11 protein-coding genes are annotated in these 18,434 nt (G+C 64.8%); 1 reads left to right on the top strand and 10 read right to left on the bottom strand.

What is annotated here, in order from left to right; genetic code table 11:
• Positions 1-18: 18 nt before the first annotated feature.
• The 5 genes from WJS89_RS01790 to addA form a co-directional block, all read right to left on the bottom strand.
• Complete coding sequence (locus tag WJS89_RS01790) at positions 19-696, bottom strand: 3'-5' exonuclease (protein ID WP_346339219.1); 678 nt, start codon at positions 694-696, stop codon at positions 19-21.
• A 147-nt stretch (positions 697-843) separates the two neighbouring features.
• Positions 844-3,987, bottom strand: a complete 3,144-nt coding sequence (gene putA, locus WJS89_RS01785) for a bifunctional proline dehydrogenase/L-glutamate gamma-semialdehyde dehydrogenase PutA (protein ID WP_346339218.1) — start codon at positions 3,985-3,987, stop codon at positions 844-846.
• Positions 3,988-3,997: 10 nt separating this feature from the next.
• Positions 3,998-6,754 carry a preprotein translocase subunit SecA gene (gene secA / locus WJS89_RS01780; RefSeq protein WP_346339217.1) on the bottom strand — a complete coding sequence of 919 codons (2,757 nt, stop codon included), beginning with the start codon at positions 6,752-6,754 and terminating at the stop codon, positions 3,998-4,000.
• Between the two features lie 130 nt (positions 6,755-6,884).
• Positions 6,885-7,205, bottom strand: coding sequence for a thioredoxin TrxA (trxA, locus tag WJS89_RS01775; protein WP_346339216.1), 321 nt, complete (start codon positions 7,203-7,205; stop codon positions 6,885-6,887).
• 66 nt (positions 7,206-7,271) lie between these two features.
• Positions 7,272-10,664: a double-strand break repair helicase AddA gene (gene addA, locus WJS89_RS01770; RefSeq protein ID WP_346339215.1), complete on the bottom strand. Its 3,393-nt coding sequence runs from the start codon at positions 10,662-10,664 to the stop codon at positions 7,272-7,274.
• Positions 10,665-10,720: 56 nt separating this feature from the next.
• Here addA and WJS89_RS01765 point away from each other — a divergent pair, with 56 nt between their 5' ends.
• Positions 10,721-10,882 (top strand): hypothetical protein, encoded by a 162-nt coding sequence (locus WJS89_RS01765; protein ID WP_346339214.1) that lies wholly within the window; start codon positions 10,721-10,723, stop codon positions 10,880-10,882.
• Positions 10,883-10,898: 16 nt separating this feature from the next.
• Here the strand turns inward: WJS89_RS01765 and addB are convergent, their stop codons facing one another.
• From addB to WJS89_RS01740, 5 genes are read right to left on the bottom strand one after another with little or no spacing between them, the layout of a single operon-like run.
• Complete coding sequence (gene addB / locus WJS89_RS01760) at positions 10,899-13,826, bottom strand: double-strand break repair protein AddB (RefSeq protein WP_346339213.1); 2,928 nt, start codon at positions 13,824-13,826, stop codon at positions 10,899-10,901.
• Positions 13,819-14,571 carry a nucleotidyltransferase family protein gene (locus tag WJS89_RS01755; protein WP_346339212.1) on the bottom strand — a complete coding sequence of 251 codons (753 nt, stop codon included), beginning with the start codon at positions 14,569-14,571 and terminating at the stop codon, positions 13,819-13,821. Before WJS89_RS01755 ends, addB begins: the two co-directional genes overlap by 8 nt.
• Positions 14,568-15,560 carry an aminoglycoside phosphotransferase family protein gene (locus tag WJS89_RS01750; RefSeq protein WP_431993767.1) on the bottom strand — a complete coding sequence of 331 codons (993 nt, stop codon included), beginning with the start codon at positions 15,558-15,560 and terminating at the stop codon, positions 14,568-14,570. Before WJS89_RS01750 ends, WJS89_RS01755 begins: the two co-directional genes overlap by 4 nt.
• Positions 15,557-15,988 carry a tRNA (adenosine(37)-N6)-threonylcarbamoyltransferase complex ATPase subunit type 1 TsaE gene (gene tsaE / locus WJS89_RS01745; RefSeq protein WP_346339210.1) on the bottom strand — a complete coding sequence of 144 codons (432 nt, stop codon included), beginning with the start codon at positions 15,986-15,988 and terminating at the stop codon, positions 15,557-15,559. Before tsaE ends, WJS89_RS01750 begins: the two co-directional genes overlap by 4 nt.
• Positions 15,985-18,321 (bottom strand): sensor histidine kinase, encoded by a 2,337-nt coding sequence (locus WJS89_RS01740; protein WP_346339209.1) that lies wholly within the window; start codon positions 18,319-18,321, stop codon positions 15,985-15,987. Before WJS89_RS01740 ends, tsaE begins: the two co-directional genes overlap by 4 nt.
• Positions 18,322-18,434 lie beyond the last annotated feature (113 nt).

Genomic DNA, 18,434 nt, shown 5'->3' with positions numbered 1-18,434 from the left:
CATTCCAATCGACGCATTTTATTGTGACTGAGGTCTGTCGCCTAGCTGCCGAGCCGCGACGTAGACCCGCAAGGCTCGCTCACAGTCCGCAAGCGCACGGTGTTCGCTGTGAAGGCTTATCCCTGCATCCGCGCATATCGCGCTAAGGCGATAGGATTTTCGCCCAGGCCAGACACGACGAGATAAGGCCAGCGCGCAATCATGCTTGTTCGTGAAGCGAGCGTGTCCGTGTCGGTCACATGCTGCCTCCAGCATCTTGCGATCGAAGGGCGCATTGAACGCCACCATTGGAAGGTCGCCAACGAAGTCGCGGAATGCTGCTAGCGCCTTATCAGGACTAATGCCGTCCTTTTTTATCATCGCCCGATTGATACCCGTGATTTCGGTTATTCGGCTTGAGATACGTCCTTTCGGCATCACTAGGGTAGTGAAGGTGTCGTGTAGATCGGTTTCGCGATGAACACGGATCGCGCCGATTTCGATAATCTCGTGCTTCGCTGGATTAAGTCCCGTCGTTTCTAGGTCATAGACGACAAAGCTCTCGGGTAGCACTTCGACCAACGGCTTTGGTTCGCGCTCGGTCGATTGAGTGGTAGTCTGCCAGAAACTCGGCTTGTCGGATCGTGCGCGGTCCTCCGACCGCCGCATAAGCCAAAAGAGCGCCGCTATCGCCGCGATGACTAAAAACATCTCCATTGAGCGAGGCTGGCTCACATAGACTGGGATCGCAAGGCTCACCGGCCTGCTTCAGTTTCTTCTCCCTGACCGAGGAAGCATGCGAGCGGCCGACTGGTTGCTAACTGACTGGGCCAAATCGCCCTGCTCCCTACCCGCTTTTGGTGGTCACCCCTCCAACGACGCCATCAAGCTCGCATTCCCACCCGCAGCGGTCGTATCCACACAGGTCACCCGCTCGGTCGCGAAGCGCTCGACATAGTTCGGGCCGCCCGCCTTGGGTCCCGTCCCGCTCAATCCCTCGCCGCCGAAGGGCTGGCTTTCCACCACCGCGCCGATCTGGTTGCGGTTGACGTAGAGGTTGCCGACCTTGGCGAGGCGCTGGACGATGCGGCGGTTCTTCTCGATGCGGCTTTGCAGGCCCAGCGTCAGGCCGTAGCCGGTGCCGTTGATCGCCTCGACGACCTTTTCCAGATCGCCCGCCTTCCAGCGGATGATGTGGAGGATGGGGCCGAAATTCTCGCCCTGTAGCTGCTTCAGATGCTCGATCTCGTAGATCGAGGGCTGGACGTAATAGCCGTGCGCGCCGACCGCCTCGGGCACGTCGCGGCGGACGATGCACTTGGCGTGCGTGTCGAGCCAGTCGAGGTGGCGGCGGAGCGACTGGCGCGCGGCGCCGTCGATCACCGGGCCGATGTCGGTCGAAAGCTTGCGCGGATCGCCGATCGTTTGCGTTTCCAGCGCGCCGCCGATCATGCGGATCATCTCGTCGGCGACATCTTCCTGGATGTAGAGGACGCGCAGCGCAGAGCAACGCTGGCCCGCCGACTGGAACGAGGAGGCGACGACGTCGCGCGTCACCTGTTCGGGTAGCGCACTGGAATCGACGATCATCGCATTCTGGCCGCCGGTTTCGGCGATCAGCGGAATGAGCGGGCCGTCCTGCCGGTCGGCGATGGTGCGGTTGATCATCCGCGCGGTCTCGGTCGAGCCGGTGAAGGCGACCCCCGCGGTGAGCGGATGCGCGACGAGCGCTGCGCCGACCTTGCCGTCGCCGGGGGTCAGCTGGACGATCTCGCGCGGGATACCCGCCTTGTGCAGGAGCCAGATCGCATAATCGGCGATGATCGGCGTCTGCTCGGCGGGCTTGGCCATCACGGCATTGCCCGCGGCGAGGGCGGCGGCGACGGGGCCGGTGAAGATGGCCAGCGGGAAGTTCCACGGGCTGATGCAGGTCCAGATACCGCGGCCGTGGAGGCGGAGTTCGTTTTCCTCGCCCGTGGGGCCCGGAAGCGGCACGGGATGACTGAACTTGGCGCGCGCCTCGCTGGCGTAATAGCGCAGGAAGTCGACAGCTTCGCGAACTTCGAGGATGGCGTCGGGAAGCGTCTTGCCTGCCTCGCGGATGCAGAGCGAGAAGAGCGTTTCGCGATGCTCCTCGAACAGGTCGGCGGCCTTGTCGAGCAGCCGCGCTCTCGCCTCGCCGCCCATCTGGTCCCATCCGGGCTGGGCGGCGGCGGCGGTGTGCATCGCGCGGTCGATGGCGTTTTCGGTGCTCTCCGCGGCGATGCCGACTTCGATGCGGTCATCGTGCGGGCTGGTGATGCGGCGGACGGGATGCTCGCCGCGTGCGGCCTCGGTCGGTTCGGCCTGGAAATTGCGCTCCGCTTCCTTGGCGAGGCGCTCCATCAGCGGTTCGCGGATCAGCGGATCGGACAGGTCGACGCCTGCCGAGTTGCGGCGGCCGATGCCGTAGATCTGATCGGGAAGCGGGATCGCGGGATTGCGCTTGGGTTCGATCGCATCGAGCAGCGCGACGGGGTCGCGGACAAGTTCCTCGACGCCGACACGGTCGTCGGCGATGCGGTTGACGAAGCTGGAGTTGGCGCCATTCTCGAGCAGGCGGCGCACGAGATAGGCGAGCAGTTCCTTGTGGCTGCCGACGGGCGCGTAGATGCGGATCGGGCTGCGCTGCTCGCCGATGCCGTCTTCGAGGTTATGCAATTCGGTGTAGAGCTCGTCGCCCATGCCGTGGAGGCGCTGGAACTCGAAGCCCGGTTTGCCCGGACGCGGGCCGGCCATCGCCTTGATCGCGCCGATGGTGTTGGCGTTGTGCGTGGCGAAGGCGGGGAAGAGCGCGTCGCCGCCAGCCAAGAGGATCTTCGCGCAGGCGAGATAGCTGACGTCGGTCGCCATCTTGCGGGTGAAGACGGGATAATCCTCGAGCCCGCCGACCTGCGCGGCCTTGATCTCGGTGTCCCAATACGCGCCCTTCACGAGACGGACGAACAGCTTGCGTTCGTACTTGCGCGCGAGGCGGACGGCCCAGTCGCACGTGTGGGTGCCGCGCTTCTGATAGGCCTGGATGGCCATCCCGAAGCCTTCCCAACCATCGGCGAACAGGCCGTCGTCGGCCACGATCGCCTCGATGATGTCGAGGCTGAGCTCGAGCCGGTCCGCCTCTTCCGCGTCGACGGTGAGGTGGATGTTGGCGGCGGCGGCTTTTTCACACAGGCCCTTGAGGATCGGGAGGATCGCGGTGGCGGCTTCTTCTGCGTGGCTCCACTCGTAGCGCGGGTAGAGCGCGGAGAGTTTGACCGAGATTCCGGGGGCACCGTGAAACGTCTCGTTGCGTCCGGCCTTGCCGAGACGTTCGATGGCGCCCTCATAGGCACGCGCATAGCGGGCGGCGTCCTCGTGGGTCATCGCCGCCTCGCCGAGCATGTCGAAGCTGTGGGACAGGCCGCGCTTCATCTCGGGCGCGGCGCGGCGGAGAGCCTCTTCGATCGTCCGCCCGAACACGAACTGCTTGCCGAGGATCTTCATGGCCTGGCCGACCGCGGTGCGGATGACGGGCTCGCCAAGGCGTCCGACTGCCCTGCCCAGCGCCGCGCGCCAGCCGTCGGCGGTGTCGTTGGCTTCGTCGAGCACCCGGCCCGTCATCAGCAGCGAGAAGGTCGCGGCATTGACGAAGGTCGAGCGGCTTTCGCCCATCTTCTGGGCCCAGTCGTTGCCGGTGATCTTGTCGTGGATGAGATCGTCGATCGTCTCGGCGTCGGGCACCCGGAGAAGTGCTTCGGCAAGGCACATCAGCGCGATGCCTTCTTCGGAGCCGAGGTCGTAGGCCTGCATGAAGGCGTCGATGCCCTCGGGTTTGTGCTTGCGCATCTCGGTGATGAGCGTCGTCGTCATCGCCTCGGCTTCATCGGCCTGCTCGCCCTCGAGCCGCGCCTGCTCGATCCGCTCCTTCACGACCGCATTTTCCTCCGCGCGATAGGCTTCGCGAAGGGCTTTGCGATCGATAAATTTCATACGGGGAACCTCAGACGAGCGTGCCATGACAATGCTTGTACTTGCGTCCCGAACCGCACGGACACGGTGCATTGCGGCTCGATGGCGGGGTGAATTCGCCGGCGGGTGCGGCGTCCATGACTTCCTTGGGCGAAGCGGGACGCGGCGACTGGCGCGGCGGAATATTCGACAGGATCGAGCCGGTGGCGGCGTCGATGTCGGCGGTATTGTCGTCACCCGAGAAGGGGTCGAAGTGCGACGTGATGAAGTCGGGCAGCGCCATCTCGGGCGGCGGCGCGGCCTGCGGCGGTTCGATCTCGACACGCACGCGCATCAGCGACTTGGTAACCGCCTCGCGGATGGTGACGAGCAGCCGTTCGAACAGAAGGAAGGCCTCCTTCTTATATTCATCGATCGGCTTCTTCTGCGCATAGGAGCGCAGATGGACGACCTGGCGCAGGGCATCGAGCGTGGACAGATGCTCTTTCCAATTGCTGTCCAGCGACTGGATGACGGTCTGTTTTTCCCACTGGCCCCAGCGATCGGGGTCGGCGTCCTTGACCTTGTCGGTCATCTTCGCGTCGGCAAGTTCGGCAATCCGCTCGATCCACAATTCCTGATCGACCGTGTCTTCCTCGAGCCAGTCGTTGACTGGGGGATGGAGGTCGAGAACCTCGTCGAGCGAGGTTTTCATCCCATCGATATCCCACTGCTCGGGGAAGGTGCCGAGCGGCGCGTGATGCGTGACAAGACCCGCGATCGTGTCGTGACGCATGTCCTCGACGACGTCGCCGACGGTATCCGCGTCCATCACGTCGGCGCGCATCTCGTAGATGACCTTGCGCTGATCGTTCATCACATCATCGAACTCGACGACCTGCTTGCGCACGTCGTAGTTGCGCGCCTCGACTTTCTTCTGCGCGGTTTCGATGGCCTTCGAGATCCACGGATGGGTGATCGCCTCGCCGTCTTCGAGATTTTTGTTCATCAATTTGGCGAACGCGGCCTGGGGCCCGAAAATGCGCAGCAGATCGTCGTCGAGGCTGAGGTAGAAACGGCTGCGGCCCGGGTCGCCCTGGCGCCCCGCGCGGCCGCGCAACTGGTTGTCGATGCGACGACTCTCGTGGCGTTCGGTGGCGAGAATGTAGAGGCCGCCCTTTTCCTTCACGCTAGCGCGTTCCTCGGCGACCTCCGCCTTGATCCGCTCAATCGCGGCGTCCTTTTCGGGCCCGTCCTCCATCTCGGCGAGTTCGTCGCCCACGCGGAAGTCGACGTTGCCGCCCAACTGGATGTCCGTCCCGCGGCCCGCCATATTGGTGGCGACGGTGACGGCGCCGATGCGGCCGGCCTGCGCGACGATATGCGCCTCGCGCTCGTGCTGGCGCGCATTCAGGACGCTGTGCTCGATGCCCTTCTTGTCGAGAAACTCCGAGAGCATCTCCGACTTCTCGATCGACACCGTGCCGACCAGGACGGGCTGCCCAGCATCCTGCCGTTCCTTGATCTCGTCGGCGATGGCGTCGAACTTCTCACCCATGGTCTTGTAGAAGACATCTTCGTCATCGACACGCTGGATGGGGAGGTTCGTCGGGATGGAGACGACCTCCATGCCGTAGATGTCGTGAAATTCGGGCGCCTCGGTGAGCGCGGTTCCGGTCATGCCCGACAGTTTGGGATACATGCGGAAATAGTTCTGGAAGGTGATCGAGGCCAACGTCTGGTTCTCGGGCTCGATCTTGACGCCTTCCTTGGCCTCCACGGCCTGGTGCAGGCCATTCGACCAGCGACGCCCATCCATCATGCGGCCGGTAAATTCGTCGATGATGATCACCTTGTCGTCCTTGACGACATAATCGGTGTCCTTGCGGAACATGACGTTGGCCTTCAGCGCCTCGGTCACGTGATGCACGACCTGCGTATTGGCGACGTCGTAGAGGTTGGAGCCTTCGATCAGCCCCTCGCTCTCGAGCATCCGCTCCATCTTCTCGGTGCCGTCTTCCGTCAGCACGACGCTGCGCTGCTTCTCGTCCTTCTCGTAATCCTCTTCCACGAGCCGCTTCACCAGCTCGTCGATCTTGACGTACAGATCGGACTTGTCGTCGGTGGGACCCGAAATGATCAGCGGGGTGCGCGCCTCGTCGATGAGGATGGAGTCGACCTCGTCGATGATCGCGAAGTTGAAGGGGCGCTGCACCATCTGGCTGCGGCTCATCTTCATATTGTCGCGAAGATAGTCGAACCCCAACTCGTTGTTGGTCGCGTAGGTGATGTCGGCCTTATAGGCGTTGCGCCGATCAGGCTCCATCATGTTGGGAACGATGACGCCGACCGAGAGGCCGAGGAAGCGGTGGACATTGCCCATCCATTCGGCGTCGCGCTTGGCGAGATAGTCGTTGACGGTGACGACGTGCACGCCCTTGCCGGGCAGCGCGTTGAGATAGGCCGCCAGCGTCGAGACAAGGGTCTTGCCCTCGCCCGTGCGCATCTCGGCGATCTTGCCCTGGTGCAGCGTCATCCCGCCGATCATCTGAACGTCGTAGTGACGCTGGCCGAGGGTGCGCTTGGCAGCTTCACGAACGGTCGCAAAGGCTTCGGCCATAATGTCGTCGAGGCTCTCGCCCGCCTCAAGTCGGTCCCGAAACTGCGCGGTCATGCCCTGCAGTTCCTCATCGCTCATCGCCTCGAAACGCGGCTCGAGATCATTGATCGTCTCGACGCTCTTGCGCATCTTGGCGACGGCGCGGTCGTTGGAACTACCGAAAATCGATTTGGCAAGGCCCGCAATCATCGAAAAATCCTTGTGAAATGGGCGGTTGTGACGGCGTTCGATGGCCCGTCGCTACAAAAGAAAAGGGTCGGGCGCGATGTAGGAGCGACCCGACCCTTCGTCAATCAAAGTGGCATTCGGTGAGCCTGGCCTAGAGCTCGCCCTCGACCCACTGCTGGATCTGCCCCTTCGGCGCGGCACCGACCTTTTGCGCAGCCGCCTCACCGTTCTTGAAGAGGATCATCGTGGGGATGCCGCGAACGCCGAACTTGCCCGGCGTTTCGGGGTTCTCGTCGATGTTGATCTTGGCGACCGTCAGCTTGTCGGCAAGCTCGTCCGAGATTTCCTCCAGCGCGGGGCCGATCATCCGACAAGGTCCGCACCACTCGGCCCAGAAGTCGAGGAGTACGGGCTTGTCCGCGTTGAGTACGTCGGCTTCGAAGCTTGCGTCGGTAACGGCCTTGGTCGCCATGATGGATACTCTCCTAAGAAGAAAAAATTTGCGTTGAAACTCGATATGGGATCGGTTTCGTCGTTCTCAACCCATGGGAAAGAGCGTGGGTCCCGCGGTGTAGAGGAGATATCCTTCGATCCGCCGTCCGGGCAAGATCTGCGACAACGCCGAGGCATAGGCCTCGACCTGCGCGACATAGGCGACCGGGATCTCCTCGATCGAGGCCGGAACATGCGCGCCGGTCTTGTAATCGACGAACGCCACGCGATCGTCCTCGACAAGCAGCCGATCGACGATCCCGGCAACCACATTGCCGTCGTCGAGCGTCGCGGTCAGCGGTGCTTCCGCGAGCGACCCTGGCGCGAAGAGGAAGGCGAAGGCACGATCGTCGATCACGCCGAGCGCGGCCGTCACGAGGTCGCGGCGACGCGCCGGCTCTTCGATGCCCCGTGCGTGCCGAAGCCAGTGGTCGGCGGCGGCGGCGCGCGCCCCGGGATCGACGGCCGGAAGGCGCTCGAGCAGGGCATGAATCAGAATACCTCGCTCCATCGCACCGCGCTGCGAGGGCGAGGGAGGCGGATAGACAAGATCTTCCTCGTTCGGCAGCGCCGAGGGTCGCAAAGGACGAGGTGGCCGGGCTTCGGCGGGCGCGGCGGCGTGCAGCCACTCGGGATGACCCTCGTCGGGAGCGGCCGTTCGGTCCGATGAGCCGGCTCGAGACTTCCGCGTACCCGTCTCGTATCGCAAGCCCTCGCCGGCCCAGTCGAGTTCGAGCGGGGCGCAATCCATCGTCTCCATCGCGCTGCGGACCTGTGCGTGCCAACTGGTCTGCGCAACTCTGGCTACGCCGTTCGCGCCACGCGGTCGGGGAAGCGTGCCGGCGACGACGAGATGCCGGGCCGCGCGGGTAAGCGCGACGTAAAGCAAGCGCCAATGTTCCTCGCGCTCGCGCTCTTCCAGTGCATCGAGCGCCGCGTCGAAGGGCGCGCCACGCTCGTCCTTGCGCGGTCGCGGCACAGGAAGGTCGCCGACCGTGCCCAGCGGAAGAACGACGCTCCCCTGCCCGCCACCCGCCTCGGGGTCCCAGGTCGCGTCGGCGAGGATGACGACGGGCGCTTCCAGACCCTTTGCCCCATGGACGGTCATTACGCGCACCCGTTCTCCCTTGCCGTCCGCTTCACGCTTCACTTCGGTTTCCTCGCTTTCGATGCGGTACAGGAAGCCGTCGAGCGACACGGTTTCGGCGCGTCCGTAGGCGATGGCGTTGTTGATCAATTCCTCGATCGGATCGCAGGCATCCTCGCCCAGACGCCCCATCAGCTTGCGGCGACCCTGCAACGGGCCGGACAGGATCGTCTCGAGGAAGATCGACGGGGCTACATAGTCTGCCATGCGCAGCATGTCCGCCAGCGCGGCGGTTGCCGTGCGGGCCTTGTCACTGTCCGCCGCGCGCAGTTGCGTCCAGAGGCTCGCCCCGCCGCGATTGATTGCGAGGCCCTGCAATTCCTCCTGGCTCCACCCGAACAGCGGGCCGACGAGAAGGCAGGCGAGCGACAGGTCGTCGAGCGGTTGCGTTGCGAACCGCACCGCCGCGAGCAGATCCTGCACGGCAAGCGGACGGGAAAGGAACAGCCTGTCCACTCCGGCCACGGGTACCCCTGCCGCGAAGAGACGTGCGACCAGCAACGAGGCGAGCTCGCTGCGGCGGCGAAGAAGGATGAGGATGTCTCCCGGATCGACCCCGTCGCGCGAGACCATTGCAGCGACCTTGTCGGCGAGGCGGGTGGCGAACTGACGGTCGCGAACATCCAGCCAATCCTCCTCGCCTTCCTCGTCGGCGACTTCTTCCTCGTCGAGAGCGAAAGCCGGCCAGAGATCGACCCGGCCCCAATCTTCCAGGCTTCGGGGTTCGTGGCGAACCGGGGGACGATCGAGGCCCATCGCCTCGTAGCCGACGGTCTCGATCGTCCGATCGACCAGATCGAGAACGGCAGGCGCGCTGCGAAAACTGCGTGCGACGGTAAGATCGGCAAAGGCACGCGCCATCGGCTCTTGATGGCGCGCAGCCTCGGCGAGCTCGCGGAAACGATTGCGCGCGGCGACGAACTGGCGGGGCTGTGCGCCCTGGAAACCGTAGATCGCCTGCTTGAAGTCGCCGACCATGAAAAGGGTGCGAAAGCGGTCTTCCGTTTCGGCATTGCCGGAGAAATATTCGTCCGCCATCGATCGGATGATGTGCCATTGGTCGGCATTCGTATCCTGCGCCTCGTCGACGAGGATATGATCCACGCGCGCATCGAGCTTGTAGCGGATCCAGTCGCCGATCCCGGGTTGTGCCAGCAGGCGCAATGTCCAGGCGATGAGATCGGAGAAATCGGCGTAGCCGCGCGCACGCTTGGCAGCGCCATATGCCGCCACGAACGATCGGCCCGCAGCAAGTGCAGCCTCGAGGTCGTCGAGATATTCGAGACGCGCCGAGAGATTGACGAGCGGTAGATACCAGTCTGCGAAACGCTCGACGAGCTCGGCATAATCCGGTTCGGCTGCGAGCTGTTTGGCGGCAGGCGTGCAGATCTCGCGCGAAGGCCGCTTGTTCGCTTTCTTCAGCAGATTATCCGACAGACTTGGCAACAAAGCCACCCGATCCGCTGGCGTCGCCGTCGCGAAAGCGCGGAGGTTCTCGACGATAGCGGTGGCCTTCTTGCCGCTGCCCCAAGCAACATTTGCGTCGATCAGGCGGTCGAACAACGCCCGGTCCAGGTTGGCGAGTTGGTCCTCGAGGATCGCCTCGGCGTCGCCTTCCGGCAAGTCCGCTTCTTGCCGCAGGAATCGGCCTAGATCTTCCAGCTCGAGCCGTTCGAAGGCGGAGGGAAAAGCGGCGCAGCGCTTGAGATACGTCTCGGCGCCCTGCTGTCCCATACGCAGGCTCAACGCTTCGAGGTGACCGAGAAAGGCACCCTCGCCCTTCGACGCACTTTCGCAAAGGTCGGCAAGGACGTCTCCCGCGAGGGCATCGGCGACGATATCGTCGATCGCCTCGAACCCGGGCGCGATGCCGGCTTCGGCGGGGAAAGCGGCCAGCAGCCCCTGCGAAAAAGCATGGATCGTCTCGATGCGCAGGCCACCCGGCGTGTCCAGCAGTCGCGCGAACAGCTGGCGGGCAAGCGCGAGCGTATCGTCGTGCGTGCTTTCGCCAAGATTGGTGAGGTCCGAACGCAGGTCCTGCTCGTCCATGCGAACCCACATCGCAAGCCGTTCATGAATCCGGTTGGCCATTTCAGCGGCGGCCGCGCGGGTGAAGGTCAGGCAGAGGATGGCGTCGGGCCGCACCCCGCGCAGTAACAACCGCAACACGCGTGCGGTGAGCACGGTCGTCTTGCCCGTCCCCGCCGACGCGGAAAGCGAGGCGTGTCGCGCAGGATCGGAAGCGCGGGCCTGGGCGCCTTCAAGCCTTGGAAGCGGTTTGACGTCGTTCATCGCACGGCTTTCCGCAAAGGCGTTGCATTCGTTTCCCGCGCGCTTACATCGACGCCATGACAGACAAGAATGATCCTGACAAAACCACTTCCGGCACCTCCCGCGACAAGACGATCCGCAAGGCGGGCGTCGCGGTCGGCATCGGCTCGGCCGCGATTGCGGCGGCGCTTCTCTATGCGAACCGTCGCAAGAGGGACCGGGACGACTCCCAAAGCTGAGCTTTTCGCAGCGCGCTCAGGCACGACCATACCATTCCTCGAGGCGCATGAGCTGGTCGTAGTCTCCGTAGGGAGCGAAGGCGGGGTTGAGTTTGGCGACGAACCGCTCGGTGCCATGGAGATAAGCGTCGGCAAGGCCGGCGAATGTGGCGTGGACGGCGGACAGGTAATCGTCGACCTCTTCACGCGTGGCACTCATCCGTTCACCGAAGCGATCGGCTTTCTTGGCGAATTTCCAATATTCCAGCGCGACCGGGTGTGACCCCGCATCGGGGAAGCCGCCTTTCTGCGCGATAAGTCCCAAAAGCCCGAGCTGCATCGCAAAATGCGCGTTGAGCGCCTTTCTGGTGGGTTTGCTGCCGGTCTTGTAATCGACGATGGCAAGCGCGTCTTCGCCGCAGCGATCGATGCGATCGGCAATGCCATATAGACGGACGCCCGCGATCGGCGCCTCGCCCCTCTGCTCGGCACGAAATGCCATCCGGCCCGCGGCGCGGTCGGCCGCAAACTCCTCCGCGAGGAAACGCGCGGATTCCCGCAGACGAACTCCCCATAGGGCGCGAAGCATGGGGTGCACGTCATCGCGCGCCAGAAGGCGTTCCAGCCCGGGGAGAAGCGCTTCGGGGTCGGCACCGTCCTGCTCGAGCCAATCCTCGAGCCACTCGTGCACACGGCTCCCCTGCCAGGCTGCGATCTGGCGGCTGTCGAGCGGATCGAGCGCACGAAGCCGCAGGATGTGACTGGCATAGAAGGCAAAGGGATCCACCCGCAGGCGTTCGACCGACGTGACCGAAAGCCGTTTGGGACGATGCTCCGCCGGGACGTCCGGCGCGGGACGCTCGGCGGGTTGCACTGAGGATGGCCGGTCGATCGTGGAGGCAAGGCGCTCGAGCGTCGTGTCGCGTGGGAGGCTGCCCGCCATGGCTTCCAGACGGAGCCAGAAACGCGATGCGATGGTCGGAGCGCGCTCGTCTCGTGCCGCGCGGGTCAGAAGGACTTGCGGCGCGCCGAGGGCGCTCATGAAGTCATGGCCCGCAAGGCCGACGCGATAGTCGAGGCCCGGCAGCCCGAGCCGACGACGAAGGCGCGGTGCGAGCCACGGGTCGCTGTTTTGCGATGCCGGCCAGCTTCCCTCGTTGAGGCCGCCGAGGATCATGAGGTCGCTTTGCACGAGACGCGCTTCCAAGAGACCGAGGATCTGGAGGCGGGGATGTCCTCCATAGGGTGGCCGGACCGTGCGGCCCTGCATCAGCGAGCGCCAGGCGATGGTTCGTTCGTCAGCTTGGATCGAGAGACCGCGCGCTGCCGGGGATCGCTCCAGATCCGCGATGAGGCTCGACAATTCGCGGCCCGCCGCACCACTCCACGCGGCATCCCCGGCGAGATGCGTCAGGGCGGTGCGCAGTGCTGCGGCGAGCGCGCCGATACTGGTCGCCGCCGACAGTTCACGGCAGGCGGCCTCGATCGGCTCGCGGATCAGCGAAAGCGCTGCCCGATCGTCCTCGCGATGTCTCGCGTCACGATTTTCGATGGTGCTGGCAATGCCCTCGAGGCCGGGCGCCGGACGCGGACCGCGCAAGGCGAAATCGAGACGCCGGACCGCGCGGAGCCAGTCTCCGCGCGCGCGCGCCTCGCCTCCGACGAGCGGGTGCTTGACGAGCGCCATGAAGGGGATCGGAGAAAAATCGTCTTCGACGGCTTCCAGCAGCAACATGGCGAGGCGACCCGGAGGCGTCAGGGCTAGCGCCTGCCCAGCGCTGTCGTCGACCATCACGCCCCAGCGCTGGAGGATGGCGCTGACGCGTCGCGCCAGGCCGCGGTCGGGGGTGATGAGCGCTGCGGTTTTCCCCGGTTCTTCGAGTGCGCGCCGCATCTCGATCGCCACGCCCGTCGCTTCGGAAGCCGGGTCGGCGAACACGGCCGCCCTGACACCGTTCCCGAACTTGCGATCCTCGGGGCCTAGCGACTGCCACTTGTCGGTGAAACGTGCAGCGGTCATCGCATTGAGAACGGCCCGGCTCCGTTCGGGCTCGGCGGCTGCATAGCCTCGTCGGTGCCAGTCGCGGACCTCCCCTCGCCCAACGTCCATCCGATCGAGCAGGAGGCGGAGATGATATTGGGGATGGCTGAGCATCGCAAAGGTCGGCGCGTCGTCGACCAGCTTCGGGTCGAGCCGAAGCGCCGCCCATTCTTCTTCGGGCATCTCGCGTTCACGAGCGAGCGCGGGCAGCACGACGCGGCCTTCGGGCAGGCGGGCGATGCTGGCGAGCAGTGTGGCCACGGCGGGCGCGGTGGTGGTGATCCCGGCGGCAATGGTGAACCCCTCAGGCGGCAATTTCTTCCAGCGTTCGGCAAGACGGCGCATCAGACGGTTGCGCCGGTCCGCCATGTCGATCACTCCGCGCTCCGCGAGAAGATGTGGCCAGGCATCGAAGATGACGTCCAGTCTCGCGAACAGTCGCGCCCAGTGATCGCTGAGGTCGGCACTGTCTTCGGCAAGCGACCGCAATTCCCGGGGTTCGACTTCCTCGATGAGCAGTTGATCGATCGTACGCGCAAGGTCGGCCGCCTCGCGGAGCGCATTGACGGTGGAGGTGCCGGGCTGACGCGCCAGCAACTGGGCGAGGATGAACACGCGTTCGTTGGGATCGATGGCGGGAGGGAGCGGCGCTTCATCGATGGGATCAAGCGCGCCGCCGATGGTGTCGCCCAACTCGGGATCGCCGATCGCGATCAGGCGCGGAAGTAGCAGACCGTCTCCCGATGCGCGTACGAACGCATCGCGCACGGTTCGGACAGCACGATTGGTCGGCAAGAGGATCCGACCGCGCGCAAGTTCGAGCGGCGAGCGCTGGCGCGCAAGGATGCCCGCGACGAGCGCATCGGCGAAACTGCGATGGGGCGGGATCGAATAGACCGCAGGGCGCGAAGGCGCCTCACTCATGCTCGAGCACGGCCTCGGTGCGTCCGATGGCCTCAGGGGTGCCGACATCGAACCACAAACCCTGGTGGACTGCGCCATGGAGGCGACCTTCCTCGATCGCGCGGTCCCAAAGGATGTTGGTGGAGAATTTGCCCTCCGGGGCATCGCGCAGCAGGCGCTTGGACACGATCTGGATGCCGGTGAAGACGTACGGCGCCACGCGATTCCCGCCGCGCCGCCGCACGCGTCCCGCGCGGTCGAGGTGAAAATCGCCCAGGCCCTTATGATTGTAGGCGCGGGCGTGGGGAACGAGCAGGAGCAGCGCATCCATCTGCTCGGCGTCCCACTGGCTGGCGAGCAGGCGCAGGGCGTCGCAGGGCCCGTCGACCCAGAAATTGTCGCTGTTGCAGGCGATGAAGGGATCGCTGTCGATGAGCGGCAGCGCCTTCACGAGCCCGCCGCCGGTTTCGAGCAACTGGTCCCGTTCGTCGCTGATGCGGATCTCCAGCCCCTTGTGCGCGTCTAGATGCCCTTCGAGCGAATCGGCCAGATAATGCACGTTGACGACGGCCTTCTTCACCCCGGCGCGTTCGAGGCGATCGAGGACGTGATCGATCATCGGCCTGCCCGCCAGCTCGACCAGCGGTTTCGGACGCGTCGCGGTCAGTGGGCGCATGCGTTTCCCGAGCCCCGCCGCCATCACCATCGCCGTGTCCGGGATCGGGGCGTCCACGTTCGGTCGAAAGCTGAGAGCCGAGCGCTTCATTCGGCATGTTCCTCGAACGCCGCCGCACGCTTGTCGGAGGGGATGTGGCGGTCGAACCATTCGGCGACCGGCGCGAGGGCGGGATGACGAAGATTATGCTCGACGAGTCGCCACACGCGCGGCTGCCACTTGAGATAATGCGGCTTGCCGTCACGCTTCCACAAGCGCGTGAAAATGCCGAGAATCTTGACGTTTCGTTGGGCGCCAAGCACCTCGTACTCCGCCTCGAAGCCGTCGCGATCTTCAATACCGCCATCGCGCACGAAGCGGTCACGCATTCTGCGTTCCAGCTCCGGGTCGACATCGCGCCGCGCGTCCTGCAGCAGCGAGACGAGATCGTAGGCGGGATGACCGCCGAGCGCGTCCTGAAAGTCGAGAAGTCCAAGCTCGCCGCCATCGAGGAGCATCAGGTTGTCGGCGTGATAGTCGCGAAGGACAAGGACCGGGTCGCGTCCGGTGCGTTCGAGGACGTCCTTCCAGCTCTGTTTCCATGCCCGCTCGAAGCTGCCGTCATCCTGATAATCGAGACCGACGGCGGGCATATACCATTCGGGAAAAAGCGCGACCTCGCGCAGGAGGATGGGTTCATCGTACGGGTCCACGAACGCCGGCACAGGATGGCGACCGAGCTCGACGAGGGTGTCCACGGCCTGTGCATAGACCTGTTCCTCGTCCGCTTCTCCTTCTTCGAGGACGGGGTTGACCCGGCGGTCGCCGAAATCCTCGAGCAGCAACAGTCCTTCATCGAGATCCTTCGCAAGGATGCGCGGCGCACGAAGGCCGTGGGCGTCGAGATGCTCGGCGATCGCGATGAAGGGGCGCGAATCCTCATGCTCGGGCGGTGCGTCCATCAAGACCGCACGGCCGAGCTCGGGATGATCGACGCGGAAGTAGCGGCGGAACGAAGCATCCCCCGCCAGTGGGGAGATAGAGGCCCCTCCCCAGCCATTGGCGTCGAGAAAAGCGGGAGCGGCAGTGGGTGGGGTCATGACAGCGGGCATCGGTCTTTCCAAGACGCAGGCGCCTTCACTGTCAAGCGACGCGCGCCCGATTGCGGATCGGGCTCGATCGACAGGGCCAAGGCATGATCCCATCGCCCCGCGATCTCGGGCCATTCCACGAGAAGAATGGCGTCGGACAGGTCGTCGAGACCAAGCTCCAGCAATTCATCCTCCGCCTCGACGCGATAAAGGTCGACATGGAAGACGGGCGGTGTGAGATGTTCGTACGGCTGCACGATTGCGAAACTGGGACTGGGGACCTCGCCTCGATGACCAAGCGCCTGCAGCAAGCCGCGCGCAAAAGCGGTTTTCCCCGCGCCGAGAGGGCCTGACAACGTCACGATGTCGCCCGGCCGCAGCGCTTCTGCGAGCGAAGCGCCCGCTGCACGCGTCGCCGCCTCGTCGACGAGCTTCACGCCGTCTCGCGCGGGATGACGAGTGTCACCGCCGTGCCTTCGCCCGGAGCCGACACGAGTTCGACGCGCCCGCCGTGTGCCTCGATGAACTGGCGCGTCAACGGAAGCCCGAGCCCCAGCGCCGCCTCGCCCCGCTCCCCGCCCGCACTGCGGTGGAAGCGGTCGAACACCTGCGCCTGCTCGGCGGCCTCGATGCCGGGCCCATCGTCCGAAACGGTGATGAAAGCATGGTCGTCGTTACCCGCAGCTTCGATCGCGATATGGGATCGATGCCCGGCATGCGCGACGGCGTTCGCGAGCACGTTCTCGACCGCTTCGCGCAACCGCCGTACGTCGCCCATGACGTTCCCTGTCGAGGGTTCGACCCTGACGTCCAGCTGTTGTTTGTTCTCCGAAACGCGAGACCCGAAGCCCTTCACGACGGTTCGCACAAGACCGGCCAGATCGACCCGTTCCTTCTCGAGCTGCAACGCGCCGCCCTCGGTGCGGGTCAGGTCGAGGACGCGATCGACAAGGCGGGAAAGCCGTTCGACCGACTGGAGGATGGCCGCGACATATTCGTTCGCGGCCTCCGACAATTCGCCTGCGTAGCCTGCCGCAAGCATTTCCCCGAAGCCCCCGATGGACGTCAGCGGCGTGCGCAGCTCGTAGCTCATATTGGCGACGAAGTCGGTCTTGACCTTATCCGCCTCCTCGAGCGCCTTGGCCCGCTCGCGAAGAGCGCTTTCGATCCGGAGGCTGTCGGTGACGTCGACCATGGTCACGAGGGCGTTGCCGTCCGGCAGAGGGACGGCGCTATACTCGAAGCTGCGACCGTCGGTCATGTTGATGCGCCCTGATCCCGCCTTGCGCCCGCTGGTCGTCGAGCGGACGAGTTCGCGCACCTGCGCTGCCTCGGTCGGATTGACCAGTCGCTGTGCCATGGCGGGCACGAGTTCATCGACACGTGGATGTTCCGAAAGCCAGCTCTCGTCGAGCCCCCAGAGCTGCGAGAATCGCCGGTTCCAGAGGTACAGGCGACCGTCGGAGGCGAAGACGCTAACGACTTCGAAGAGATTGTCGAAAGTCGCGGCGCGAACACGAAGCAGGGTGTCGCGCGCGCTTGCAAGCCGCACCTGCTCGGTACGATCTTCCATGATGAGCCTGAGGCCGCCGTTCGGTAACGGTTGGCCGACGACGCGCAAATGGTCCCCGTTGGCGAGGATCCAGTCTTCCTCGATCAGCTCCTCGGTAGCGGTGAACCAGTCGCGTCGCTCTGCCTTCCAGCTCGGGTAATCGCGCACTTCTGGAACGCGACCACGCTCGCGCATCGCATCGAGCAACCGTTCGAAGGGAATACCCTCGTCGAGGTCGTCGGTATCGAGCTGGCTCATGATCGCGAAGGGCTGGTTGTAGAAAGACAGGCTGCCGTCGGGGTCGAACTGGGCGGCGCCGGCCGCCATACGGTCGGCCAGTTCGCGCTGCGACTGGATGTTCTGCGCCAGTTGGTATCGCGCGTCTTCGAGATCCTGGATGTCGACGGCGAACCCGGCCACCGCGCCGCTCGGAAGCGGCACATCGACGAGCCTGAGAATGCGCCGCTCTCCCCCGATGATCGCGGGCTGCGTGCGCGAGTACGGCTTGCCGGCTTCGATCGCCGCGATGGCGCCGCCGCGTGCGCTCTTCTCGCCGGTGCCATCGACCAGCTCGGCCCCGCGCGCGATGACGTCGGCCGCGTCTTCACCCTCGACCGCCGCCACGAACGCCGAATTGACGAGGCCGAGGCTGAGATCGGGGCCACGGTACCACATCGGAAACGGCGCACTCTCGATGAGATGCGTGAGGCTGTCGAGCGCCGCTTCGGTCTGCTCGAGCCGCCGAGCGAGCCGGCGCTTGCGCTCCTCGCTCTCGGAGATGTCGATCACCCAGCCGAGGATCGCGCCCGGTGTCCCACCCGCGCCGGTCAGTTCGCCGCGGACCGCGTAAATCCGTCCGTCGACGGTTTCGATGGTGGTATCGAGGCCGTTTCCGCCGCGGCGCAAATGGTCGATCGAGGCGGTTAGCGCACCGATTTCCTCCGGGGGGACGACTCCACCCTCGCCAAGCGCTTCCAGTGACGAGGGGTCCGCATCGAGCTTAAATACGCTCCTCAGCTGGCTGTCGAGCTCGAGTGTGCCGTCAGGGGCGAGAACGAACGGTCGGGCAGGCGAGCGTTCCGACAAATCGGTCAGCGATTGCGCTGCGTCGAGAATCGCAGCGGCCCTGGCCATCCTCCGATGTCCCACCACCACCACCCCGAGCGCCAAGGCGACGAGAAGCGTCAAGGCAATCAGGACAATGAGATCGTGACTCATGGGTCTCCATCGAACGGGAGACGGACGTCCCCGCGTGTCGATCCGCTATAACGCTCTCAGCGCAAAGAAAAAGGGCGGGAAGCCGAAGCTCCCCGCCCAAATTCCTGCCAAGT

The organism is Sphingomicrobium aquimarinum, assembly GCF_039655735.1.
Classification (GTDB): domain Bacteria; phylum Pseudomonadota; class Alphaproteobacteria; order Sphingomonadales; family Sphingomonadaceae; genus Sphingomicrobium; species Sphingomicrobium aquimarinum.
This window is presented reverse-complemented; position numbering and strand designations above follow the sequence as displayed.